We start from the raw sequence: 24228 nt of genomic DNA on the forward strand, positions 1-24228 counted from the left end.
CCATGAAGCTGAAATTCAAGGTCCAGCCCTATCAGACCAATGCTGTTGAAGCGGTGGTGGATTGTTTCGCTGGTCAACCGAAGGTCGATGGTCTGACCTACCGCATCGACCCTGGCCAGAAGGCACAGGCTGCCGCTTTCGAGGAAGGGTTCAAGAACGCCGATTTTGCGCTGAGCGAAGCCCAGATCCTCGAAAACATCCAGACGGTGCAACGCCGCCAAAACCTCCCCGTCGCGCAGCGGCTGGACGAGTTCATGGTGCTTGACCGGAACAATCAGCGCGTCGCCGCACCGGCGACCTATCGCCGTGATGCTCTGGCCGCGACCCGCGTTCACCTCGATGTCGAGATGGAAACCGGCACCGGCAAGACCTATTGCTACATCAAGACCATTTTTGAGATGAACAAGCGATACGGCTGGTCGAAGTTCATCATCATGGTGCCCTCGATCGCCATCCGTGAAGGCGTTTACAAATCCCTGCAGATCACGGCGGACCATTTCACCGAAAGCTACGGCAAGAAGGCGCGGTTCTTTATCTACAACTCCAAGCGCCTGCATGAGTTGGAGAGCTTCTCGTCCGATGCCGGCATCAATGTCATGGTGATTAACATCCAGGCGTTTGCCGCGCGCGGCGCGGACAACCGCCGCATCTATGAAGAGTTGGACGACTTCCAGTCGCGCAAACCCATCGACGTCATCGCGTCCAACCGGCCGATCCTGATCTTGGACGAGCCTCAGAAGATGGAAGGCGCGGCAACGATGGAAGCGTTGCCGAAGTTCAAGCCGCTGATGATCTTGCGCTATTCGGCCACGCATAAAACCCAGCACAACCGCATCCATCGCCTTGATGCGCTGGATGCCTACGACCAGAAGCTGGTGAAAAAAATCGCCGTGCGCGGCATCCAGACCCGCGGATTGGCCGGCACCAACGCCTACCTCTATCTCGAAGGGATCGACATCTCGAAGAAGGCCCCGGTAGCCAGGATAGAGATCGAGGTGAAGCTGAAGTCCGGCGAGATCAAACGCCAGATTCGGCGACTGGAATTCCGTGACGACTTGTTCGTGGAGTCAGGCGAGCTCGACCAGTATCGCGGGTTCACGATCAGCCAGATTGATTACAACACCGACACGGTCGAGTTCACCAACGGCATCGTGCTGAATGCAGGCGAAGCCAACGGCGATGTGTCTGAGCGCGACATCCGTCGCATCCAGATCCGCGAGACGATCAAGGCGCATTTCGACAAGGAAAAGCAGCTATTTGCACAGGGCATCAAGGTCCTGTCGCTGTTCTTCATCGACGAAGTGGTTAAGTACCGGGACTACGACCAGGCCGATGAGAAGGGCGAATATGCCCGGGTCTTCGAGGAAGAGTACGAATTACTGAAGGCCGAGTATCTGGCGGAGCTCGCCATCGATAACGAGGCGTATCGGAAGTACCTTGCTGGCATAGACCGGGCCAAGACCCACAATGGCTATTTCGCGATCGACAAGAAGACGAACCGTCTGAAGGATCCATCCGTTGGGGCCCGCTCGGTCGATTCCGACGACGTGGACGCCTACGACCTGATTCTGAAGGACAAAGAGCGCCTACTTTCCTTCGCCGAACCCACCCGGTTCATTTTCTCGCACTCGGCGCTGCGCGAAGGGTGGGACAACCCGAACGTCTTCGTCATGTGCATGCTGAAGCATAGCGACAACACCATTTCGCGCCGTCAGGAGGTGGGTCGAGGACTACGGCTTAGCGTCGACCAGCACGGCGACCGCATGGATCACCCGGCGGTGGTGCACGATATCAACGTGCTGACCGTGGTCGCGAGCGAGAGCTACAAGGACTTCGTGACAGGCCTTCAGAGGGAAATTGCAGAGACCCTCTCTTCGCGTCCCCGTCAGGCAACTGAAGCCTATTTCACCGGCAAGACGATCACCACCGAGCAAGGCCCAGTTGAGGTGACCGGTTCGATGGCGAAGCAAATCTACCGCTATCTGGTGAAAAACGACTACACCGACGACGCGGATCAGATTGCAGGCTCCTACCACGAAGCAAAAGCCTCCGGTGCCCTGGCGGAATTGCCCGATGAGCTAAAACCCTATGCGGACCAGGTGTTCCAGCTGATCGACAGCGTGTTCAGCGACGCGCAGTTGCCCAAGGTGGGTGATGGCCGCAAGCCCAAGACCAATCCGCTCAATGCGAACTTCGATAAGAAGGAGTTCCAGGAATTGTGGACGCGGATCAATCGCAAGGCGGTGTACCGTGTCGAGTTCGATTCTTCGGAACTGGTCAGGAAGTGCGTCAGTGCGCTGAACAGCCAACTGCGCGTTACGCCGCTGCAATACACGATTCAGGAAGGCAGACAGAACGACGGCCTGACCGACGACCAGCTCCGCACCGGCGATGGCTTTACGGTTACGACCACAACTACCGAACAGGGAGGCTCTATCCATTCACTGGTGAAATATGACCTTGTCGGAAAGGTTGCCGAAAGCGCGCAGCTGACTCGAGATACGGCTGCAACTATCCTTGGCCAGATCGAGCATGCAGTATTCGGGCAGTTCAAGATGAACCCTGAACACTTCATTTCCGAGGCCTCGCGGATCATCGCCGAGCAGAAGGCTGCGATGGTCATCGAGCGCTTGGCCTACGACGAAGTCGAGGAGCGTTACGACGTCGACATTTTCACTGCCAACCAGACCGGGCAGGACTTCTCTCGCGCCTCGGCGAAGCTCAAGAACCATGTCTATGACTACGCAATCACGGATTCGGATGTCGAAAGAGAATTCGTCAAAGAGCTGGACACGAGCAGCGAGGTCGTCGTGTACGCCAAGCTGCCGCGGGGCTTCCTGATCCCGACCCCTGTCGGGGATTACAACCCGGACTGGGCGATATCGTTCAAGGCTGGCAGCGTGCGGCACATCTATTTCGTGGCCGAAACCAAAGGCACGATGTCCTCGATGAAGCTGAGAGAGATCGAGAGGACGAAAATCGAGTGTGCCCGGAAATTCTTTGATGAAATCAGCGAACAGATCACCGAGGACCGCGTCAAATACGATGTGGTCACGGATTATGGAAAGCTGATGGAGATCGTTGGCGTAAATTGAGCCGAGGGATCTGGCGACGAACATATCGCCGCCAGATCCACGTTCAGCCGATCCGCGCCTTCGCGGTCTTCCGGAACACCACGCTGCCGATACCGGTCAGCGCGAGTACGACGGTCAGGACGTCCGCCTGAGTCAGCCCTTCGGGCAGGATACCAAGCGCTGCGGCGACGCCCCACAGGCTGCCGATGACGCCGGTCCAGATGGCCTTGGACGCCCACCAGGGTTTCAGATCTTCCATGTCGTTTCTCCACAAAAAAGCCCGCAGGGATTGCGGGCGGACGGGTTGGTGATGATGTCGGCCGATCAGGCCTCGTTGGTCGACAGCACGCCGTTGGCCGCGAGCTGGACCGGCTTCGCGCTTGCAGGCGCCTTGCGATAGGCCGGTCGGCGAATGGCGATGCAGCGGTCCCGGGCGATCCGGGTGATGGTCACGCCGTCAGACTGGTTGCCGCCTAGGACATGGAACGCGCCATAATCCTCGCCAACATAGAGCCCGACATGGCCGGATCCCTGCGCGCGGCGGAACACCAGGATGTCGCCAAGTTGGGCCTGATCAGCGAGTTTCCCGAACTTCGCCCAGTTGCGCGCCCAGAGCGGGCCTTCCACGACCGGCTTGCCGGCGCGCTTGGCGACCACGGCCATGAACAGCCCACACCACGGAATGCTATCGTCATTGTAGACCTTGGCGAGGCCAGTCTCCTTTGCCCAGCCGAGGATCACGGGATTGTCGGCGGGCCCGGCAACCTCGAAGGTACCGTAGAGCTTGCGGGCCTCCTCCAGCATCCTGGGCAGCGGACGCATGTCGTCGATCCAGCCGTAGGCCGGTGGCAGCGGTTTCATGGATGTCTCCCGGGAAGTTAGCGGCCGGACAGGCCTTTGACGGTAGCGTAGAGGACGGCGAGCGCCGTCGCGAAGGTCGACAGCCACTTGACGAACCGGACCATGCCGGTCGCGGTGTTCCAGGCCTCGAGCAGGTCCTTCAGCTCCTTGCGGACGGCTTTCAGGTCCTCCTGCATGGCCTCGAGATCAGCCCGGATCAGAGCAATCTCGACGGCGGAATCGCGATCAGGAATGTCTGCCATCAGCGCAGCCCCCCGATGATGGCGATGTCGCCCGGGGCCGCATCGAGGGCGTGCCCGGCCGGCAAGTCGAAGTCTGTCTGCTTCTGCCGCACACCTGTGGCGTAGTGGGAAAACAGCGCATCACGCTCAAGCACGGCCGGCCCGATCAGCACCGCGAAGTGGTACTGCACGCCGGGCGTCCGCCGGAACTTCTGCACCACGCAGCACAGCGTGAAATCATCATGGAAGGTCCGGATAAATTCGCCGGCCGGCAGATAACCGCCGCCATTCTCGACATTGTGGCATCCGGGCGTCCACGCTTGCGTGATCGGCCCATCGGGACCTTCGAACACATAATCGGCCCACCCGTTGATGGCGACTGAGACATGCTCGCACAGGGTCCATTCGACACCGGCATCGACCATTTCCGCGATGGTGGGATTGAGCTTTGGCGGCACGAACTCGAGCATCGGCCACAGCCGCCAGGAGTTCGCCGCCCGGCGGAAGGTGAAGTCGTTTTTGAACACCCCGTAGTTCACCTCGAAGTCGTCGTTGATGGCGATCACCTCGTCGGTGACCGTGGGTCGGTGATCTGCCTGCATGATGTTTTCCCCTCAGCTGACCGTGACCGTCACAACCTCACGCAGCGTATGCGTGCCGGACTGTCCGCCCGAGGTGACGATCGCGGCGCCGCCGGACGTGGCGGCGAGATTGAAGGCGTTGGTGATGGCGTTGATGACGTAATAGGTGGTGTTGACGGCCAAGCCGGACGGCAACACCCCGCTGGTGATGAGCTGCACCCGGGTGCCATTGGCGAGCCCGTGACCGGTCGCCGTCACCACGGCCGGATTGGCGATGCTGATCGTCGCGGTGCGCGGCAACATGGCGCCGAACACATTGCCCGAGAGCGCTCCGCTGGCCTCATAGGCGGTGATGGGCCCCTTGTAGCCATAGCGGGTGCCCGAGCCTGAACCGGTGAACGAGAGCATGCTGCCGCCCGGGCTCGCGGTAATCCTGAACGCATTGGCGCTGACCACCGTTTGCACGAAGTAGATGGTGTTCGTCGTGATTCCGCTCGGCATGCCGCCGGTGCAGTAGAACTGGACCGCATCGCCGACGACCAGACCATGCGCGGTCCAGTTGATGTTGTTGGTCGGCGACGGGCTGAACGTGATCCCGGTGATTATGGTTCCCCAGCTGAGCGCCCCCGGGCTGAGAACAAAGATCGTGCCGTTGATCCGCAAGACCGTCGGAACGGGGCTCGCGCCATAGCCCTCGAGACCGACCCACGTGCGCGAGACCGCGCCATAATAGTCGTAGCTGTGCATGATCGTCCGCAGGGTTCGGCCCCGCCAGGTGGCTGGCGTGAAGTTCCCACTGAGTATCGCAAAGCTGCCGCTGTCGGCGCCATATTGCTCGCCCGCGCTGTATTTATCGGCCCAGCTATAATAGCCCATCGGCAGGGAAATCTGCTGACCGCCGCTGCCGGCCCCCAGCAGCGTCATGAGCACGCCCGCCATCAGCTGAGCCCCGCCCCCGTGATCACCCAGGTGGTGGCCGCGACCTTGACCAGCGTTGCGAGGCCATAGCCGTCGAGCGTGCGGGCGCCGGTATTGGCGGTACCGGCCTGGCGCAGCGTATCGGTGGTGATTGTGATGCTCTGCGAAGAGGCACCAGCATTGTAGAGGACGATGGTCGCGCCGATCGGGAACGCCACCGCGCCATTGGCCGGGATGACAATGCCGCCGGTGGTGATGCTGATATGCTTGCCGATATCGGTCAGTGCCAGCGTGTAGCCCGCAGTCTTGCTGTTCTGCGGCACGCCGCGGAATCCCACGCTGCCGGTGGCGATGGTGCCACTGTCGCTGACGGTCGAGGCGGCATTGAGGGCGCCGCCGTTAATCGCCGGGCTGGTCAGCGTCTTGCCCGAGAGCGTCTGGCTGTCGGTGGTGCCGACCACAACACCAGCGGGCACGGTCTTGCCCGACCAGGAGGTCAGCGCGGCATTATAGGCCTGGACGTTGGTGCCGATGACAAGACCGAGACTGGTGCGGGCCGCCGCAGCCGTCGTTGCACCCGTGCCGCCATTGGCGACAGATACCGTTCCGGCGAGCTTGGCGGCCGACAGCGACGTCAGCCAGGCGGGATCGGCGTAGCTGCCGGTCGCCAGCAGCGCATTGGTGCCCTGCGACGGGGCGGCAAGTCCGACGGTCCAGGCTGCGATCGTGCCGCTGCCGGCAGTCATGCCGACATTGACGACCAGCGCGCCGGTGCCGCTGGTATAGGCGGTGATCTGGCCGTGCATCCAGTTGGCGGGCGTGGCCGTGCTGGTAATCGTCACCCACTGGCCGACCACCAGGGCCTTGCCCGTCTGGATCGTCAGCGACTTCGAGCCGGTGCCGACGGCAAGACTGGTCGTGCTGGTCGCACTGGTGCCCGGCGCATTGACCGCGGTTGCAGCGCTGGTTGCGGCGTTCGCCGCGTAGCCATTGGCCTCGCTCGCCAGGGCATTGGCCTGGGTGACGAAGGTCGGCAGCGCGCTCAGGAAGGATTCTGCGCGCGTGTTGAAGTTCGCCGCATCCGTCCGGGACGGCGGCGTCGGCAAAGCTGTGATCGGCATGAAATGCTCCGATTTTAGGTCAGGCCCTCAATCGTGAGGCTGCAATAGCTGACGGTGGGATAAGCAAGGTCGATCGAGAACTCCTTGTAGAAGCCGAAGACGGTCAGGCTTTCGAAGGTCTCGGACCCGATCCACAGGACCGGGGTGGCGCGCAACGCCGCAAGGTTGCGCAGGACATCATCGACGGCATCGGTCTGCATGACGACCCGGGCGGTCATGCGCTTGGCAAAAGCACGCTGGACCACCGAATTGACGCCGAACTGGTCGGTCTCCTTGCGGGAATAATCGATGATGCCGATGTCGGCGCCGTGCTCGGTCTCGCCGATCGCAAACTGCCGCCCGGCGATCAGCGTGCCGCAGGCGAGCGTATCGCCCGGATCGTCGCGGGTCATGGTGACCGTGACCTCGCTGCCGTCATAGACCGGCACGTCGAGGAACAGCAGGCTGGAACGCCGGCCGATCGTCTCGAAGAACCAGGAGAACCAGTTGTCGATGGCCTTGCCGCCGAGGTTGAAGCTCTGGGTGCGGGTGTAGCGGGTGATGCCACCGGCGGTCAGCGTGACGGTCGCGCTTTCGGCATCGGTGTCGATCAGCGCGAGGGCATCGATCGGCCCGGTGGCAAGCACAACCGACAGCGATCCCGTGCGGGTGGCAACGGTGCCGACGCGGTCGTCGAACATGGCCCAGCGGTTGGTGGGTCCCAGATCGAGCCATTTGGTCGGATCGCTGGCCGGATTGACCCCGGTGGACGCGGCCAGCGCCTCATAGCGCCGGTGGGTTGCAGCAAGGATCACCCGGTTGCCGGTCCCATAGGCGGTACCGGCATTCCAGGCGGGATGGTCGGTCTCGGCGATACTGCTGCTCACCAACATGGCATCACTGATGGTGAGCGGGCGGATCAGTTTCATGCGGCACTCCGCACGGCAAGGGCATCGCCATCGGGGCTGACCCGCTCGAGGATGCGCGCGGTTTTGCTCGTGCCCGACGCGATCGTGGCCGCGGCGATGCGCTGTTCGTCCCGAAGATCCGAGACTTCCTGCCGCAGCGCCTGCAGTTCATCGAGCAGCGCGCTCTGGCCGTCATTGGCGGCCGGTGACGCGCCCGCATTCTGGTTGGCGGCAAACTGATCCCACCAACCCGGCACCGTGCTGGTGGCCGCTGGATCGATTACGCCGTTGGCACCAGCAGCCTGGTTGATGATCGTCAGCGTCTGCTCCAGGCTGGCGGCCGTCAGTCCCTGCAGCCGCGCCAGATCTTCGCCGGACCTGGCCGTATTCGCAGCCACCGACAACAGCGCCTGGCTCAGTCCCGGTAACGCTTTGCCAGCGTCCTGATCACCGGCCCGTGCCAGCATCGAGGCATTGTTGAACTCGGCCAGCGCCCTTGCGTAGCTTTGGGGTTCAGTGCCCATGACACCGCGGATGCGCTTGATCTCGGCGATCAGTCCGTCGGTGATCTGAGCCCAGGCCGACCGCAGTTTCTCGGCGGCATTGGCGGCGTCTTCGGCCGCCTTTTGCTGATCTTCCAGCGCCCAGACCTGCTGTTGCAGCGCGCGATTGCTGGCATCGAGCTGGGCCAGATCGAGCGCACGCAGCGTCGCCGTATCGCCCTGCAATTCGAGCATGCGCCGCTGCAACGACAGACGCTCATCAGCAATGGCAGCGGCACTGGCTGCATCCTGCGCCGCGCCCACCAGATCAGCAAAGGCCGGGGCAAGCTGGATCAGGGCGACATAGGCTGCGCGTCCGGCCTCGGTGGTGAGGTCCTGCGCTTCGACCAGCGCCCGGAATCCCGCAATGCTGTCGGGCATCGCAAGGCCGAGGCTGGTCAGCACCTTCTTCATCTGGGCGGTGCGGGCCGCAGCCTGTTCCGCATTGGTATAATAGAGCGAGAAATATTCCCCCGTCGCCGACACCATGTCACTGACCGAACCGAACAGATCGACCAGATCCATGGCGCCGGCGATCGTGAGATGGGTGGAGCGCCCGAGCATGGTCATCGCGCTGGTGAGCGCTTCGACGCTCGAGGCAACGCGGATCAGCGTCTCGAAATAGCCTTCGCCGATCTTCTGGAACTGCTCGAGTCCGCCAATGGCATAACGGGCGAGATTGTCGGCCGCCGCGCCGAACACCGCTGCCAGCTGCTCCTGGATCTGCTGGCCAGTCAGGCCTTTCAGATCGATCTTGCCGATATTCACGACAAAGCTGTCGAGCCGGGCCTGCACCTCGCCCAGCGACAGACCCAGCGGGCCGGCCGCCGCCGAGATCGCATCGTAGAAGCCGGTGAAGATCAGGGAGAACTGGCGTTCGAGTTCCGCGCTTGCATTGGAATATTGCGTGCTGGTGCGGGTGCTGGTCGTAATCCCGAGGAATTTCTTCTTTTTCTGGACGTCGGTGTAATACTGGCCCTGAAAACCGCCGGCCAGGATTCCGCCGAGCGACTGCGCGCCGCCATAAATGCCCTGGCCGGTGATGCTGGTCTTAGTGCCGAACAACGATCCGATCAGCTTGCCGACCGCGCCGACGATACCGCCAAGCAGCCCGCCGATCACCGGAATCTTGTCGAGGATCGAGCCCATTCCCTGTATGGCGCTGCCAAGGATCCCGGTAACGCCGGTCGGCTTGAACCCGGGCTGGATGCCAGCAGCAGAGGCCTCGCCGCCATTGGTGCGGATGATGAGGTTGGTGAGCCCGCCGATGTTGGCTTCGATGCTGCGCAGCGATGCCAGCATGGCGGCGGAATAACGCATGGTCAGCGTATCGACCTCGCGCAGATGATCGATCGATTTGGCAATGCTCTCGGACTTGGCTGCGCTGTCGCCGAATATTGTGCCGGTCCCGTCATTGGCAGCAGCTGGCTTGGTGCCATCGCCGCCAAAGGCTCCGCCGATCGCGATCCCCAGCGATGCGATCACGCCGGCGGTCACTGCGCCGGCGGCGATATTCAGCGGAAACGGCAGCGAACGGATCGCGTTCACCACGGCCTCGACCGCCTTGATGCCGGTGGTGATGATCGAGTTGCCCTGCTCGACAGCGGCGCGCGCCGTATCGGAGGCCGCCATGGTGGTGTCGGAGGCAACCTTGGCGACCGTCACGCCGCCGATCAGACCAATCTTCACCGCGGCATTCTTGATCGCGATCGCCAGTTCATAGGCGCGGAAGGCTTTTTCTGCAGCTTCCAGCGCCTGAAATCCCTTGGACCCGGTCTTGAAGAAGCCTTTCGCCGCCGAGGCGAGATTGCCATAATGGTTGATCTGGGCCGAAGCTTGCGCGGTGCGGGCAGCAGCATATTGGAAGGATGCCCGGCCATAATCGCGTTCGGCATCGGCAATACGCTGGGTGGCATTCGCCTGATCTGCGGCATAGCGCGCAAATTCAGCGGCGACCCCGCCGATGGCGCCGCCAACACTGCCGAACGCATCCGCCATATTCTGGGCCGCCGTCTGGGTTTGCGAGGCCATCTCATCAAGGCCGGCGAGATAGGCTTCCTGGTCTTTCAGCCCCAGATCATGCGCGATCATCTGTATCCGGGCCGCGCGATAACGCTCCCAGGCTGCTGCGCCACGCTCGAGCACGATCTGTTCGCGCTCGGCTTCCAGCGTCGCCAGTGCCTGGGCACGGGCGGATTGGCCCAGCAGCGCAATTTGCAGCTCGAGCGGGGCAACCGTGCTGCGGATGAACTCGGATGCGGCAAAAGCTCGGGTTGTCTCTTCCCATGCCTGACCCGCTTCGAGGATCGCGATCCGGCTGGCGTCGGTTGGGGCTTTGAGCGCCGCCATGGCGACCTCAAGCCGTTTGATCTCGATCGGGGTCTTGCCGATCCTGGCGGTTTCCAGCGCGAGGTTGGCGGCAAATTCCTGGGCCGCCTTGAGGGCTTTTTCAGCCTCCGTGGCCTTATGGGCAGCGGATGCCTTACCGGCCTTGTCCGAGCGATCGGCTTTGATTTCAGCGGCCTTGGCGGCCAACCGGTCGCGCGCGCCCGCCAGGCTGTTCTCGCGCCAGCGAGCCGAGAAGGCATCCATCATCGTCATGGCATCGCCAAACGCCGAGGTGAATTCAGCGCGGACCGACGCGCCCATGCGCGCGGTTGACCCGGCAAAGCTGTTTTCCATGCGCGGCAGGGCCACGTTCTCGATCTGGCTGATGGTTGCGAGGCCGACCCGGTCGAGCACCGGATTGACCCAGCTCGCCAGCCAGTTGAGCGCGGCAACCGCCTTGTTCGCGAGATATTCAATGCCCTGAATCGCGAGATTGGCGGCACCGACTGCGGCTTCGCCGATTACGCCGGGGAGAGCCTGCCAGACGATCTTGATCGCGTTGAACCCGCCGACCCAGCCCGCATAGATCACGGCGATACTGATCTTGCCCACCTCGAGTATTTTCTGAAAGGCCCAGACCCCCCAGTCTTTCAGGATGGAGAATACCGGGCCGAGATTGAGACCATCGCTGATCGTGCGCCACAGCCCGCGCATCACATCGCCCACGGTAATGCCGACCGGCCCGAGCTTCTTCATCTCCTTGGCGGTCAGGCCAAGGCTCGCGGCATAGCGGTCGAGGTCGCCCGACTGCTTCACGCTCGACTGGAACATCTTGAACGCGCCAAAGGCGATCCCCGCCGCTGCTGCGGCAGCCAGCAGATAGGGATTGGTGAGCGCGGCTGCTGCTGCACTAGCCGCGAGACCCAGCAGCGCCCGGGCCATGCCGCCAATGCCGACGCCGGCCTGCATCGCGATCTGGCCGATCTGCGAGCCCTGCTGCATGAACACCGTCATCGGCTTCTGGCCCGATGCAAGGCTCACCACCACGTCGTTCACCTGATAGACGAGGTTCTGGATATGGTGACCCGCAAGCTTGGCCGACCCGCCCATCCGGGTCATGCCGCCGCTCCCGACCGAAGCCAGTGCCCGGTCCGCGCGGCCGGCGGTCGCCACGATATCGGTCATCGTGCCGCCGACGGCCCGTTTCATGTCCGCCATCTCCTTCTGAAGACGCGCGACATTGGTGATCATCTCGATTTCGAGGGTCCCGGCTTTCATCGGTTCACTCCTTCGACATGATCAGGGCCCGGAAGGCCTGGCTGACTTTCCGGGAGATGGTGGTGCGGTTGATGCCGTCGGTGACGTCGGTCCAGGGCGCTGGGCAGTCAGATTCCCGTGCCCGCTGTCCCTCGGCGACGAACTCGACCGAAAGCCTGCGGATCAACCGGCATGCCCAAGGCGGAAGCTCAATCCCGATACAGTGCTGCCAGTGATCGATCGTGGCCCATGACACCGGGACTGGCCCCATGGCGCCGGCCTCGGACGGGCCTATTTCCATGAGGGTATCGATGATCCACGGACACCGGATCAGCGGCATGTCGGGAACGATGCCGTCCACGCCCATGCGCTGCAGCCGGGTCAGCGGTTCAGTATCGGGGTCTCGTTTGGAATGCCTGGTTGGCCGGGGCTTGGGCGCGGTGCCGAGCCAGGCCAGTTGCCGGACGTAGAGGCTCAGCTCTGCCCTGAGCTCTTCGTAAAATTTGCCCAGTCATTGATGTGGTTCGAAACCTGCGCCGCGATAAATCCGATCGCCGGATCCTCATAGGCCTTGCGGAACAGCGCGGCGCCTCCGATGCCCTCGGCGGGCGGATAGGTAAAGCCATTGAAGCTGACCGTGCAGGCGGCGAGGAATTCGGCCTGTTCGGCGAGCTTCTCCTCGGCCGACTGGTCCATCTTGCCGCGCTTCTTGATCTTGTCGACCAGCAGGTTCTGCTGCCGGGATTGCGCACGTTGATAGATCTTGGTGCCCGGCCCGTAGACGGTGATCGAGAGGCGCTGGCCCTTGTCGTCGTAAAGCGGGGCATCGTCGCCGCCGACCAGCTCCACGATGGACGTATCGGCGGCAGACAAAGTGGTGATGTCGAACATAGAAATCTCCGATTATGGCAGGGTGAATTACGGGGCGAGCACTTCGACCACGCCGACACCGGCAGAGTTGGTGGTCAGCTCCAGCGTGACGCTGGCGGTGGTGATCTGGTCGACCGAGCCGACATTGACCTTGAAGCTCATCACCTGCGCCTGAAAATAATATATATCGCCGTTCTGGGTGGTGACGCAGATGCTGTGGTCGCTGTCCGAGGTCGATGCGGATTTGAGCAGGATCTGGCCGGCATCGTCGGTATCGAGGCCGAGCTGGATGGTCATGCTGCCCTGGTTGAAGCTGCCCTTCTTCTTGACCGTGCCCCGGCTACCGACGGGGTTGAAGGTGACCAGATTATATTCACGGCCGAACTCGCCGAGATCGGAGACTTCGCCGACAAGCGTCATGGTCAGCGCAGCATAGCCGACGGCATCGAAGGTTGCAGGCGAGCCGGCCGATACGCCCAGGGTGGTGCCGGCAGAAGTCCGAACGGTCATGGCAGTGTTTCCTTATGAAGGTGAGGCCTCAACGCGCCTCGTTGAATGAAACGCGAAAATCCTGGCTGTGCATGTGGATGCCGGTCTCCTCGTCGAGGAAATCAGGCCCGGCGGAATCGGTGTGGACGGTGACGTCGGTCAGTCCGCCAATTGCGGGCATGCGGTCGGCCGCAGCCGCACGGACCGCACGGATAAGGGCCTTGGCGGCCGGATAGCTGGCGGCCAGCACCGTGACCTGCACCCGCTCGGTGACCCGGCGTTTCGAGCCCGGGGCGGGAATATTGCGATCGATGCTGCTGACCGACATGAGCGATATTGCCGGCAGTGCAGACCCCTGCGGGATGACTCCGGCAACAATCCGGATCGCAGGCACAAGCGCCGTCACTCCGGTGTCAGCCACCAGGAGCGCGCGAACCGCAATCACCCCGTTCATTCGTCATCGACCTCGAGGGTCGGGGCTTTCAGGTTCCCGATCTGCACCCGGTGGGCGATGTAGGCGCCCATGGCATTGACGGCTTCCTCGGCTTTCTGGTCGAGCGCCGGGCGCAGGAAGGGTTTGGCAGCATGGCCCGGGTGCATGACCATGGGGCCGACAAAGTGCTCGCCGATCTTCAGGCTGCCGCGCTTTGCCATCTTGTTGATCGTGCCGATGCTGATCTTGCGTAGGCCATGGCGGGTGTCGCGCACCGGGACATCGACATCGGCCACGCTGATCAGGTGCGGCGCGACGCCATATTCGATAAACAGGCCAAGATAGGATCCGGACCCGCGCAGTTTGACGTAGGAGCTGAGCCTGCTGCCGTTAGTACGGGTACCAATGCTGATCGCGCGTTTGAGCTGGCCGGTTTTCACCGGCACATTGGCCTTGGCCTGCTGCTGGATCACCTTGGCACCGGCGCGCAGGCCGCCGCGGATGACGTTGCGTTCGAGGTTTTTGGGCAGTTCATCGAGCATGCGCAGCAGTTCGGGACCGCCCTTAAGCCGAATGGTCATGGCGTGGCTCCTTCGCTGCTGTGCTGTTCGACAATGAGTTCGATGCCTTCGCGGCGGCCGATCTCGGCAGGGCCCGACACGATCTGCAGGCCGCGGTTTCCGATGATCACCCGCATGTCGGCGGTGATCCCGGCGAGATGGCGCATGCGGATCCGTGCGGGGCGGTTGGCAATGATAATGCTGTCGGCCAGACGCTCGGCCCGGCTCGGCAGCACGTCCTGGACTTCCGCCCAGACGGTGGCGAACGTGGTCCAAGTGATGGTTTCCGTCCCATAGAGGGGATCAGAGGTGGCGGATTTGCGCTCGATCCGGATCCGGGTGTCGAGCTTCGAGGCTAGATCCATTTGGCGGCCAGCTGATTGACGAGGGTGTCGAACGCCAGACAGGCCGCTCCCTCGCGGTTTTCGAAGAGGGACGCAGTTTTCACGAGGATGGCTGCCCGGGCGATGGCGAGATCAGGGTCCCCCTCGGCAAAGCCCGCCAACAGGGTGATGGTGATCTGGCCATCGGGCCCCAGCGCAGGCCATGATGTGCCAGCAGCGGGCCGGATGCGCATGAATCCATAGCGTGCACGGGCAACATAATCGGCTTCGGGCAACGTGACGGACGTACCGTCCGTGCCGGTGCAGGTGATGACCGCGACGCTAACCGGCCGAACCGGCACGGTGATTTCATCGGCCCATGCCTCGAACACCATGGCCAGTGTCTGCGGGCAAAGCCGCAGATCGGCGGCCCGTTCAAGTTCTGCCTGCGCCGCGTCGAGGTGGACGGCCAGCAGCATGTCCTCGTCGTTGGCATCAAGCCGCAGCTGTTGGCGCGCCTCTTCCAGCGTCACCGCGCGCATGGTCGGGGCGGTGACGGTCGTGATCATTTCGCGCGGGTCTTGGGCTGCGCAGCGGGTGTCGGGGTTTCCGTCACCGGCTCGGCAAGGCCGCGCTGACGCAGGATTTCGCCGTCATTGTCGGCGATCTCGAAGATCTCGCCGGCGTGGATATTATCAGGGCCGACCGCGCTGACGTGCAGCGTGTCGAGGGCTTTCATCAGCATAGTGCTGTCTCCCAAATGGAAGAACGGGGCCGACCCATCAGCCGGCCCCATCCGGATTACGGTGCGGTTGCGGCGGTGATGGCGGCGGCAAAGCCACCCTTGATGAAGGCTTCCGGCCGGTAAACCGCGAGCGCGAGACGCTCTTCGGCAAGGATCGTGACCAGGTTCTTGCGGAAGTTCTGGTCATCCTCGGTCGAGATCTCGACCCGGGCGTCCCAGCGGTCGAAGATCTGCGCGCCGAGCCGGAAGGCCCCGGTCAGGAAGTTGCCCTGCGCAATCGCCTGGGTGGTGACGATGGGAATGCCCCAGAGCGTCGGCGACAGCGTGCCCTGCGGATTGCCGATCAGATAAGCGCCGCTCGTTTCCTTGAGCAGTTCGATGCTGGCCCAGTCGGTCGGATGCATGACCGCGCCCGTGGTCGGCAGTTCGGCGAGCGCCGCCTGCAGCATGGCCAGACGCAGCACATCGATCCGGGTGACGGTCGCCGGGATGGTGATCGGCGCGGCGAAGGCGCTGGCCTGGGTGTAAATCCCATGCAGATCGGTGCCAGTGCCGCCGCCGTTGAGCAGCTGGTTCTCCTCAACCAGCGCCAGACCATAACGCAGACGCCCGTCGATATAGGACTGGAGCATCGGCGCATCGTCGAGGATCTGCCGGGTTGCCAGCACCCAATGGGCGATGGTGGTGACGCTGCTGGTCGCGATATCGAACTTGATGTCGGACTGGGGTTTGAGCGCACCGGTGGTTTCCGCCACCGTTGCCGCCGCATTGGTGAACCCGGTTTCCTTCACATACTGGACCGAGGTGCTGGCGGTGCGGCCCGGGGTCAGCAGATCGCGAACGGTCAGGCGGCGCTGGCCCGGTGCAATGATGCCGGGCAGCCGGTCCGGCACGATGAGATCGCCGGCCGAGCCTGCGGCATCGGTCGTGAGCGAGGAGATGATCGCCTTCACCTCGACACTGGCGCGGCCGCGCGAGACCTTGGACTCGAGGAAGGATTTGATCTCCTCGGCGGCCAGCACCTGTTCGCCGACCGACTGGTGGCGGGACTGGTCGTCCGGTCCCTTGCGGGCAATCTTCTGCTCGAGCTCGTCGAGACGGGCCTTGGCCTCATTCATGCCGACAAGGGCTTCATCGGCCAGCTGCTTGGTGGCCGTGGTCAGATCCTCGCCCGTCTTGGCCTTGCCCAGCGCCTCTTCGGCAATGGCTTTGACCTGGTCGTGGCGCGCGTCGAACGCGGCTTTTACCTCGCCGGCAAGCTGCTCGGCGGTCTTGGGTTCAGTCATGGGATGCTCCGTGAATATAGGTGAGTTCAGGCGCGGACATGCGCCGCGAGCGCTGCGATAAAATCAGCGGGGGCACTGCCGGACTCACTCCGGAGCAGCGGCGCCAGGCCTTTGCCCGCAATTGCGGTGGCCTGACTTTTCGAGAACCCTGCCTCGCGCAGGAAATCCTCAAATTGGGAGAGGCTCGGCATCTGGCCGGCCGCGATGAGCGATTTGACACTGGTGATCAGCGCCTTCTCGTTCATCGGAATGGTGACGAGGCTGACCTCGTGCAGCGCGACCTCGATCAGATGGCGGGCCTTGCCGACGATCCGGTCCCGAACCGCGCGGTAGCCGATCGACAGGCCGCCAATCGCGCCGTCCTTGACCAGGCCGTGGGCTTCGCGCCCCGTGGTGGTCGACATGGAGAAGCGGCCTTTGACGAGGAGGCCGTCGCTGGTTTCCTGAAAGTCGGTCCAGACGCCGGCTGGGCGCTTCTGGTCATGGTACATCAGCATCGGCACCGACTTGCGGCCAGCAATCGACCGGGAAATCGCACCGGGCAGGATCACGTCGCCGCCATGGTCGAGATTGCCATAGCCGGCGGCCAGGCCCTCAATATGACCGTCATCGTCGAGCGCCTTCGCGTCGAGGGTGAAATCCAGTTCGTTCACACCGGTTCTCCGGGAATTGGGACGTCGGGGCCAGGCAGTCCCGCCTGCGTGATGGGGACATTCTGCATCTGCATGCGGGGCACATCGCCGCCCTCGACCGGCGGCAGGTTTTCGAGGCTGCGCACCTCGTTGATGGTCATGACGCCGTTGGTCAGCATCTGCTGGTAGAAGGACGCCCGCGCCGCACTGTCCCCGCGCAGCAGGCCTTCGAGGTTGAATTCGATGGTGATGCCGGCCAGCCGATCGGCAACCGACAGCAGCTGCTTTTCCAGCGCCTGTTCAATGCGTTTGAGGCGCCGGCGCAGCGTGAACTTCTGGAACCCCAGCGTCTGCTGCTCGAGTCCGGTGCCCCAGCTGGTGGTTTTCTCGGTATGGCCGACCATGAACGGCGGCACCCCGAAGAACCGGCAGACCTCCTCGACAGAGAAGGACCGGCTTTGCAGCATCTGGGCATCTTCCGGGCTGATCGAGAGCTGGACCCAGTCCATGCCCCGGTCGAGTAGCATCGGCCGCCCGGCATTGATCGCGCCAGCAAACTTTTCCTGCAGCAGTTCCTCGGCCTGTTTACGCTGCTCGATATTGAGCGTGTCGGCCGTTTTCAGCAGGCCAGACGGGCGCACCCCATTGCGGAACGTGTCACCCGAGGCCCGCTCGATCGCCTGCGCCAGCCCGAATGTCTGCCGCCCAGCGCTCAGCGTCGAGAGACCGCCCAGCGGATTGCCGCCAAAGCCCCGGATATGGAGGATCCTGTCTTGGCCGACGATGTGGCGGATGCCCTGGTCGACCCATTCATATTCGAGCGCGCCATCATCACGGCGGCGCACCGTCATCAGCTCGGGCGCGACCGGGACACCGAGCGCAATGACCCGGCCGTTGCCGGCCCGGATCACCTCGGCATAGGCATTGCCGTGCAGCTCGACGCTGGCACAGATAAACTCCCAGAAGTCGAGCGCGGTCTGGTCGGCGTTCGGGCTGTCGTGCAGAATCCGGTAGAGCGGGTGATCGTCCGCCACCGTGCGCGCGCCATTTTTGGTGCGGTAGACCATCAGCGGCAGCGAGGCGATCGTGCCGGCCAGCAGATTGACGCAGGCCCAGGCCGCAGCGAGCCCGAGGACCGAGGTGGTGCTGACGATCTCGCCGCTGGCGCTCGGCCGCGCGCCCATCTCCCGATAGAGGAACGGATCCGTGAGGCCGATCGAGCGGGCCAGATAGCCGACCGCCTTTTGCAGGAGGTTCACGCGGCGAGGCTCTTCAGCCAGTCGTCGATTGTGCCGCCGGTGTCACTGGACATTGCCGCTCCTACCGCCATGCACAGCGCGACGGCTGCGTCGATCTTGTTCAGGGCCCGCTGCTTGGAGAGCCAATAATTGTCCCAGCGGTCGGTCTCGATGACCGCCGACATGATCGCGGAGACCAGCACCGGATTGCGGCGGAGCCGGATCCGGCCCTCGAGCATCATCTCTTCGAGCTGGCGGACCGAGCCCGGCATCCACAGACCCTGCGGCTCGCGGTCCTGCGATTTGGCGGCCAGTTTCATGGCATCGGTGGGCTTGCCGCGCTTGGTGCCGCCCTGCGGATGCTCGACGAACTCGAGATTAAGCCCGATCTCGGCAATATCCTCTTCCAGCCGCCGGAAGGCGTAGCGGTCGTAGGCGACCATCTGGACGTCGTAATCGCGATCATATTCCGCCAGTGCCTGGGCAACGTGCCGGAAATTGATGTTCTCGCCCTGCGGTGCCTGCAGAAATCCTTGGGCGACCCAGACGTCATAGGGCTGCTTGTCGCGCAGCGTGCGCGCAGCAAGCGTGTCGCCGGGCGTCCAGGCCTCGACCCACGCATCGAAGCAGGGCTTGCCGTCCTTCTCGCCGGTCCGCTGCACGGCGGCGAGCGCGGTAATGTCGCGGTTCTGGCTGAGGTCGAGCCCGAGCCAGACCTTCGTGCCCGTCTGCGGATCGAAATCCGCCAGCAGCGGTTCCAGCGTCGCCCGGGTCATCCAGGCGGTCTCGGCATCGGTCCAGACGCAGAAGTGCAGCCGCAGGATGCCGTTCAACTGCCCCGGAATGGACCGGGCCTGGGCCACGACCTCGCTGAGATATTCCTCCGTAATCGTGATGCCGAGCAGCGGATTAGCTTTGATCCAGCAACTGGGGTCGTTGAGCGGGTCATCGCCGTCATCGAGCGCGCAGACATAGCTGAATGTCGTGTCGTCGAGGACCTTGCCCAGATAAGTCGGGTCGGTCAGCGCATCGATGTTGCCGGCGGCGACCTTCACCGCATGTTCGTGCTCTTCCCACGCCACCGAATTGCGATCCGAGCCCGAGTTGGTGATCATGAACAGCAGCGGTTCGCGGCGGAACTTGAAGCCACGCTCCAGCATCTCGATGATCGAGCGGTCGGGCAGTTCGTGAATCTCATCCGCCAGCACGAAATAAGGACGCGGGCCCGAGCCGGTCTTGCCAGTATCACGCGACACGGGCCGGAAAAACGATCCTGACCCATGGTGCGCGATGTTGAATTCGCGGCCAGGACCGCCTGAAAACTCCAGCCGCCGGGCCAGAGCTGGCGACTGACGGACCATCTTCACCGCGTCCGCGAACAGAATGCCGGCCTGTTCGCGCTTGGCGGCTGCGGCATAGATCTGAGCGCCGGCTTCCCCGGCAGCGGTCATGCCGAACAGGCCGATGCCGCCGGCGACCGGGGATTTGCCGTTGCCTTTGCCCTGTTCGATATAAGCGCGGCGGAACCGGCGGCGACCGTCGGCGCGTTTCCAGCCGAACAGGCTACCGATGATGAAGGCCTGGCTGAGTTCGAGCCGGAATGGCTGGCCCTCAAACTGGCCTTCGGAGAGTTTGAGCACCTCCTCGAAGAAGCCGAAGGCATGGGTGGCGGCATCGACATCAAAGCGGATGCCGTCGGTGCGTTTGAGGTCATCAATATGCCGGCGGCAGGCATTGCGGACATGGGGTCCTGCAACAATCTCGCCGGCAACGACGGCCCGGGCGTAATCACTCGTCCGATCAGTCGAAGAAGCGGTCGGCGGGATCGGCGTCTTGCGACGACGTTTCCGCTGAGATCCTGCTTCTGGCACTGGGCGTCATCCCGAATTCTGCGGCGTAACGCATCATGTCCGCGGCGGCCTTGTTGGCGGTGCCGACGAGCGGGTTCTGGATGGCGTTGCCGTTGGACGTCTTGATCATCAGGCCGCCGGTCAGCTGGTCCTTCTCGGCCATCTTGGCGATGGCGCGTTCTGCCTGGACCCAGCGGCCATAGGACTGGGCGTATGCAGCAAGGGCGGCGCGATCGACCTCGGAGAGGAGCCCGATCTGGTGCAGCCAATGCGCGACCCGGTGCCATTCTTCCAATGCGTCGGCGGTCAGATGCGGTGGCGGTGCCGGCAGCGCCGGGATGGTTCTGGCCTCTTTGCGGTTGAGCGGGCGCTTGCCGCGGTTACCCTCGATCAGCTTCAGATGGGTCGGTTTGGGTTTGGTTCCGGGCTTCATCGTTTATTTCCTGAATGCGCCCGGCTGCAATGTCCTCAAATACCCGGCCATCTCCTTCAAGGGTGGCGCTTGCGCCGGTGAAATCCTGCCAGCGCTTGATCGCAACATCGACATAAGCCGGGCTCAGCTCGATCGCATGGATCGAGCGACCGGTCATTTCGCCGGCGATAATGGTGGTGCCAGACCCCGAGAATGGCTCGTAGATGGCCTGACCCGGGCTGGAATTGTTCTCGATCGGGCGCTTCATGCATTCGACGGGCTTCTGGGTGCCGTGGCCGGTCTCGTTCTTCTTGGGCTTGGGAATATGCCAGATCGTGGTCTGCTTCCGGTCACCGGCCCAGTGGCCTTTGGCGCCCTTTTTGACGGCATACCAGCAGGGCTCATGCTCCCAGTGATAATCACCGCGGGACAGAACGAGCTGGCCCTTGTCCCAGATGATCTGGGAACGCAGGCGGAAGTCGCAGGCCGCGAGACTGTCGCCGACAACACCGGCAAACAGCCCGGCATGCCAGACATAGGCAACGTCGCCGGGGAACAATGCCCAGGCCTCGCGCCAGTCGGCGTTATCGTCATTCAGCACCTTGCCCTTGGCGGAACCGCTGGCTGCAACGCCAGCCTGTTCGCGCCACGCAGGGTCATATTCCACACCATAGGGAGGGTCGGTAACCATAAGATGCGGGGTGATCCCGTTCAGAGCCTTGGCGACAGTGTCGGCGTCGGTGCTGTCGCCGCAAACCAACCGGTGTTTGCCAAGAATCCAGACATCACCGGGCACCGCAACCGGGTCGGCGGGAGCCTCGGGAATTGCGTCTGGGTCGGTCAGGCCATCGGCTTTGTCGGCGGTCAACGCCGCCAGTTCGTCATCGGAAAAGCCGGTGAGCCCAAGGTCGAAATCGAATGCCTGCAAGTCGGTCAGTTCGACACGGAGCAGCTCGGCATCCCAGCCAGCGTTCAGCGCCAGCTTGTTGTCGGCCAGCACATAGGCCCGCTTCTGAGCCTCGGTCCAACCAGCCGCGACCATCACGGGGATATCGGTCAGGCCGAGCTTTCGCGCGGCAAGCACCCGTCCATGGCCAGCGATCAGGCCGCCATCTTCGTCGACGAGCACCGGAACCGTCCATCCCCACTCACGGATCGAGGCGGCGATCTGGGCCACCTGTTCCTCGCTGTGGGTGCGGGCATTGCGGGCATAGGGCACCAGGGCCGAGACGCTCCTGCGCTCGACCTTGTCTGCCGGCCAATTCATCATGTGACCCCCGGTCGCTAACTCGCGGTCGTGAAAAGTTTGGGCCAGGCGCGGTTTCCCCTCCCGAGGCCCCAGACTTTCGACCCGCCCCCGGGGGGCTCAGCCGAACGGCCATCCATCCGGGCCGGTGCCGACGGTGCGGCGCAGCCCGAACTGCTCGGCCGTGCGGGCCCGGTGACAGTCGGCGCAGAGGCAGCGGATGTTGCTGTCGTCATCGCTGCCGCCCTTGGTGAGCGGGACGATGTGGTCGGGCACCGTGGCTTCCCGAACGATGCCCCTGGCGGCGCAGTCCCGGCAGAGCGGCTCGGCACGTAATCGTCGCAGACGCTGCGCTACTGCCCGACGTCCCCGTTGCCGTTCAGCCATGCGCAACGCCTGAAACGAACAACGCCCGGAAGCTGGTGGGCTCCGGGCGCAGTTCTCAATCCTCTATTTCGGAAGGTCTACAGCATCGGGCAAGTCTGGTCAATGTAAAATGCAACAATAACCCAATGCATTCAGTTTGTTAATTCACTTGATGGGCAAGTGAATCTGATCACGAACTGTCGCTGCCAATACGAAACAGGCGACACAAGGCGTCCAGACCATGGCCAAGGTTGATGATGTCAGCTGCCGGCCAGTTCGATGCTTCGGCTTCATGGCACACCACGGCATGAACAAGGGCGCTGGGCTTGCGACCGATCGTGCCGGGGGCATCGTGGTCGGCTGTGCACAGCATCATGATTGCAGCAGCAGCGCGGCGGCGAACCTTCTCGACCAGGTCCGGGTCATGATCAGGCGCGCTACCACCGAAGATACCCTCGTTGATGAGCAGGGCTGTCACAGAGCGCGGCTGATCCATGGGCAGGCCCATGACCGCACGGTTGCGGGCCATGATTTCACCGTACATCTCGCCTGCAGAATATTGGTCTGCTGTGATCTTGCCCGCAAAGGCGACCCGGCCAAGCGCAGTGCCCAAGCGGTCGTCCTTCGCCTGCCGGGCCGTAACGCCGTAATGGCGCTGCCGGGCTTCGAGCACAGTTGCCACGACTTCACGCTGGGTCTCGCCCACACTGGCAGGGACCAGCTTGCCGCAGGGATGGCGGCGGCCCGCCTTGCGCTTACGACCGCGGGCCACGGATAATCTCCGGAATGAGCGCCGCATAGCCGATCACATCGATCGGACCGTCAGCATAATTGGGATCATGGGCGAGCCGCGCCAGCTTCAGGTCGATCATGCACATCGCAACCTGCTGCGCCGATACGGGCGTTCCCAGGGTGATCGACCAGCGCCGGGCAATCGCCTCCATCTGGGTTTTCGGATCGCTGTATGCAGCGCCGCGATCTTCGAGCACCTGCGCCACGCGCTTCAGGAAACCGGCTGCGCTCATTTCACGCCTCCACGGGTCTCAATGGCCCAGAGCAAGATGGCGATGGCATCAGCCTCGTTGTCATCGGCAGGGGCAAAGCCCTTGGCGCGAACTGCCGCGATAACGGCTGCCTTGTCGGCATTGCCCTTGCCGGCGATGAACCGCTTGATCGTGCCGACAGGAACGCCCTGATAGGCAATTCCCAATTCCTCACCCCAGGAAGTGAGCACTGCAAGCAAGCCGCCGTAGATGTGGGCGGCATCGGTCCCGAGGTGGCGTCGGACCTCCTCGAAATGGACGGTCGCAATTGGCCCGGCATCAACATCCAGTTGATCGAGCCATTTGCGAAACCGGACGAACCGCATGCCGCCACCGTCATAGCGGGAAGGCTTGAGGCTGAGGGTGCCACTGACGATCGGACCGGTTGTCGGGCGCATCGCCCAACCGGTTGTGGTCCCCAGATCCAGCGCAAGCATGGTGGTGGTCGGGGCGATCAATCCCTTAGTTGTTGCAGGGGGTGCAATACCTGAAGGCAAAGCGAGGGTATTCGAAGCCATGATGGTCTCCGTTCGGAAGGTCTGGATGATGTTTGCGGAAGATCGGGATCAGGGTGGTGCGCGTTGCTGCCGTGGTGCGACGGCACGCGGGTTCCCATTCTGAAGGTGGACGCACACCCCACGGGGTGCGTCCCCATCCTTTAGGATGGGGGTTTCACACCCACAACTTGGGGTGGAGCTCAACCCCTTAGAAAACTGCCAAAAATTGAAGTTGTGGCAGTTGGGAATGGTCAATCCGTCCGCAACTGGATTCCGGGTAGTACGGCGTGACCGTGCGAAGGCGTGCGGGGGTAGTTGGGAAAATCGTCCGCAACTGGATTGTGCGTATCCGCGCGGGAGAACGGGTGTCTGTGCGGACCCAGTTGCGGAAATCGTCCGCAACTTCCCCAACTGGATTGTGCGTGCCCATGCGTAGCCCGGAATGGCC

Annotated in this window: 27 protein-coding genes; 1 reads left to right on the forward strand and 26 read right to left on the reverse strand. The window is 63.1% G+C overall.

The window, feature by feature from the left end; all coding sequences use genetic code 11:
• The first annotated feature begins 2 nt into the window (after window positions 1-2).
• Window positions 3-3095 (forward strand): type III restriction-modification system endonuclease, encoded by a 3093-nt coding sequence (locus PE061_RS10605; protein ID WP_271259047.1) that lies wholly within the window; start codon window positions 3-5, stop codon window positions 3093-3095.
• A gap of 43 nt (window positions 3096-3138) precedes the next feature.
• Here the strand turns inward: PE061_RS10605 and PE061_RS10610 are convergent, their stop codons facing one another.
• The 26 genes from PE061_RS10610 to PE061_RS10735 all read right to left on the reverse strand — a co-directional run bounded on the left by PE061_RS10610 (window position 3139) and on the right by PE061_RS10735 (window position 23801).
• Window positions 3139-3333, reverse strand: a complete 195-nt coding sequence (locus PE061_RS10610) for a hypothetical protein (protein WP_054434159.1) — start codon at window positions 3331-3333, stop codon at window positions 3139-3141.
• Between the two features lie 65 nt (window positions 3334-3398).
• Window positions 3399-3935, reverse strand: coding sequence for a TIGR02594 family protein (locus tag PE061_RS10615; protein WP_271259048.1), 537 nt, complete (start codon window positions 3933-3935; stop codon window positions 3399-3401).
• Window positions 3936-3952: 17 nt separating this feature from the next.
• Window positions 3953-4177, reverse strand: coding sequence for a hypothetical protein (locus PE061_RS10620; protein WP_271259049.1), 225 nt, complete (start codon window positions 4175-4177; stop codon window positions 3953-3955).
• Entirely contained in the window at window positions 4177-4758 is a 582-nt protein-coding gene (locus PE061_RS10625; RefSeq protein WP_271259050.1) for a hypothetical protein, read from the reverse strand. The genes PE061_RS10620 and PE061_RS10625 overlap by 1 nt, the downstream gene beginning before the upstream one ends.
• Before the next feature lie 12 nt (window positions 4759-4770).
• Window positions 4771-5676, reverse strand: a complete 906-nt coding sequence (locus tag PE061_RS10630) for a hypothetical protein (protein ID WP_271259051.1) — start codon at window positions 5674-5676, stop codon at window positions 4771-4773.
• A complete protein-coding gene (locus PE061_RS10635; RefSeq protein ID WP_271259052.1) occupies window positions 5676-6776 on the reverse strand; it encodes a hypothetical protein in 1101 nt (366 codons plus the stop codon). The genes PE061_RS10630 and PE061_RS10635 overlap by 1 nt, the downstream gene beginning before the upstream one ends.
• Window positions 6777-6790: 14 nt before the next feature.
• Window positions 6791-7684 (reverse strand): hypothetical protein, encoded by an 894-nt coding sequence (locus tag PE061_RS10640; RefSeq protein WP_271259053.1) that lies wholly within the window; start codon window positions 7682-7684, stop codon window positions 6791-6793.
• The gene (locus PE061_RS10645; RefSeq protein ID WP_271259054.1) at window positions 7681-11811 is read right to left on the reverse strand and encodes a phage tail length tape measure family protein; all 4131 of its coding nucleotides are present in this window, start codon (window positions 11809-11811) and stop codon (window positions 7681-7683) included. Before PE061_RS10645 ends, PE061_RS10640 begins: the two co-directional genes overlap by 4 nt.
• Window positions 11812-11815: 4 nt before the next feature.
• Complete coding sequence (locus tag PE061_RS10650; RefSeq protein ID WP_271259055.1) at window positions 11816-12157, reverse strand: hypothetical protein; 342 nt, start codon at window positions 12155-12157, stop codon at window positions 11816-11818.
• Window positions 12158-12264: 107 nt separating this feature from the next.
• Window positions 12265-12681: a hypothetical protein gene (locus PE061_RS10655; protein ID WP_271259056.1), complete on the reverse strand. Its 417-nt coding sequence runs from the start codon at window positions 12679-12681 to the stop codon at window positions 12265-12267.
• Between the two features lie 27 nt (window positions 12682-12708).
• Window positions 12709-13170: a hypothetical protein gene (locus tag PE061_RS10660; protein WP_271259057.1), complete on the reverse strand. Its 462-nt coding sequence runs from the start codon at window positions 13168-13170 to the stop codon at window positions 12709-12711.
• Window positions 13171-13198: 28 nt separating this feature from the next.
• Entirely contained in the window at window positions 13199-13603 is a 405-nt protein-coding gene (gene gp17, locus PE061_RS10665; protein ID WP_271259058.1) for a tail completion protein gp17, read from the reverse strand.
• Window positions 13600-14163 carry an HK97-gp10 family putative phage morphogenesis protein gene (locus PE061_RS10670; RefSeq protein WP_271259059.1) on the reverse strand — a complete coding sequence of 188 codons (564 nt, stop codon included), beginning with the start codon at window positions 14161-14163 and terminating at the stop codon, window positions 13600-13602. Before PE061_RS10670 ends, gp17 begins: the two co-directional genes overlap by 4 nt.
• Entirely contained in the window at window positions 14160-14507 is a 348-nt protein-coding gene (locus PE061_RS10675) for a phage head closure protein (protein ID WP_271259060.1), read from the reverse strand. Before PE061_RS10675 ends, PE061_RS10670 begins: the two co-directional genes overlap by 4 nt.
• The gene (locus PE061_RS10680; protein ID WP_271259061.1) at window positions 14498-15034 is read right to left on the reverse strand and encodes a head-tail connector protein; all 537 of its coding nucleotides are present in this window, start codon (window positions 15032-15034) and stop codon (window positions 14498-14500) included. Before PE061_RS10680 ends, PE061_RS10675 begins: the two co-directional genes overlap by 10 nt.
• A complete protein-coding gene (locus PE061_RS10685) occupies window positions 15031-15210 on the reverse strand; it encodes a hypothetical protein (RefSeq protein WP_271259062.1) in 180 nt (59 codons plus the stop codon). Before PE061_RS10685 ends, PE061_RS10680 begins: the two co-directional genes overlap by 4 nt.
• 56 nt (window positions 15211-15266) lie before the next feature.
• The gene (locus PE061_RS10690) at window positions 15267-16496 is read right to left on the reverse strand and encodes a phage major capsid protein (RefSeq protein ID WP_271259063.1); all 1230 of its coding nucleotides are present in this window, start codon (window positions 16494-16496) and stop codon (window positions 15267-15269) included.
• A 26-nt stretch (window positions 16497-16522) separates the two neighbouring features.
• Window positions 16523-17149, reverse strand: coding sequence for an HK97 family phage prohead protease (locus PE061_RS10695; RefSeq protein WP_271259064.1), 627 nt, complete (start codon window positions 17147-17149; stop codon window positions 16523-16525).
• Window positions 17146-18387, reverse strand: a complete 1242-nt coding sequence (locus PE061_RS10700) for a phage portal protein (protein WP_271259065.1) — start codon at window positions 18385-18387, stop codon at window positions 17146-17148. Before PE061_RS10700 ends, PE061_RS10695 begins: the two co-directional genes overlap by 4 nt.
• Window positions 18384-20237 (reverse strand): terminase large subunit, encoded by a 1854-nt coding sequence (locus PE061_RS10705; protein ID WP_271259066.1) that lies wholly within the window; start codon window positions 20235-20237, stop codon window positions 18384-18386. Before PE061_RS10705 ends, PE061_RS10700 begins: the two co-directional genes overlap by 4 nt.
• Entirely contained in the window at window positions 20167-20649 is a 483-nt protein-coding gene (locus PE061_RS10710; protein ID WP_271259067.1) for a phage terminase small subunit P27 family, read from the reverse strand. Before PE061_RS10710 ends, PE061_RS10705 begins: the two co-directional genes overlap by 71 nt.
• Window positions 20597-21898, reverse strand: coding sequence for a site-specific DNA-methyltransferase (locus PE061_RS10715; protein WP_271259068.1), 1302 nt, complete (start codon window positions 21896-21898; stop codon window positions 20597-20599). The genes PE061_RS10710 and PE061_RS10715 overlap by 53 nt, the downstream gene beginning before the upstream one ends.
• A gap of 96 nt (window positions 21899-21994) precedes the next feature.
• A complete protein-coding gene (locus PE061_RS10720) occupies window positions 21995-22261 on the reverse strand; it encodes an HNH endonuclease (RefSeq protein WP_271259069.1) in 267 nt (88 codons plus the stop codon).
• Between the two features lie 169 nt (window positions 22262-22430).
• Entirely contained in the window at window positions 22431-23012 is a 582-nt protein-coding gene (locus tag PE061_RS10725; protein ID WP_271259070.1) for a hypothetical protein, read from the reverse strand.
• On the reverse strand, window positions 22996-23265 hold the full coding sequence (locus PE061_RS10730) for a DUF6378 domain-containing protein (RefSeq protein WP_271259071.1): 270 nt from the start codon (window positions 23263-23265) through the stop codon (window positions 22996-22998). The genes PE061_RS10725 and PE061_RS10730 overlap by 17 nt, the downstream gene beginning before the upstream one ends.
• Window positions 23262-23801: a hypothetical protein gene (locus PE061_RS10735; RefSeq protein WP_271259072.1), complete on the reverse strand. Its 540-nt coding sequence runs from the start codon at window positions 23799-23801 to the stop codon at window positions 23262-23264. The genes PE061_RS10730 and PE061_RS10735 overlap by 4 nt, the downstream gene beginning before the upstream one ends.
• Between the last annotated feature and the right edge of the window lie 427 nt (window positions 23802-24228).

It is taken from the genome of Sphingosinicella microcystinivorans (assembly GCF_027941835.1).
Taxonomy (GTDB): Bacteria; Pseudomonadota; Alphaproteobacteria; order Sphingomonadales; family Sphingomonadaceae; genus Sphingosinicella.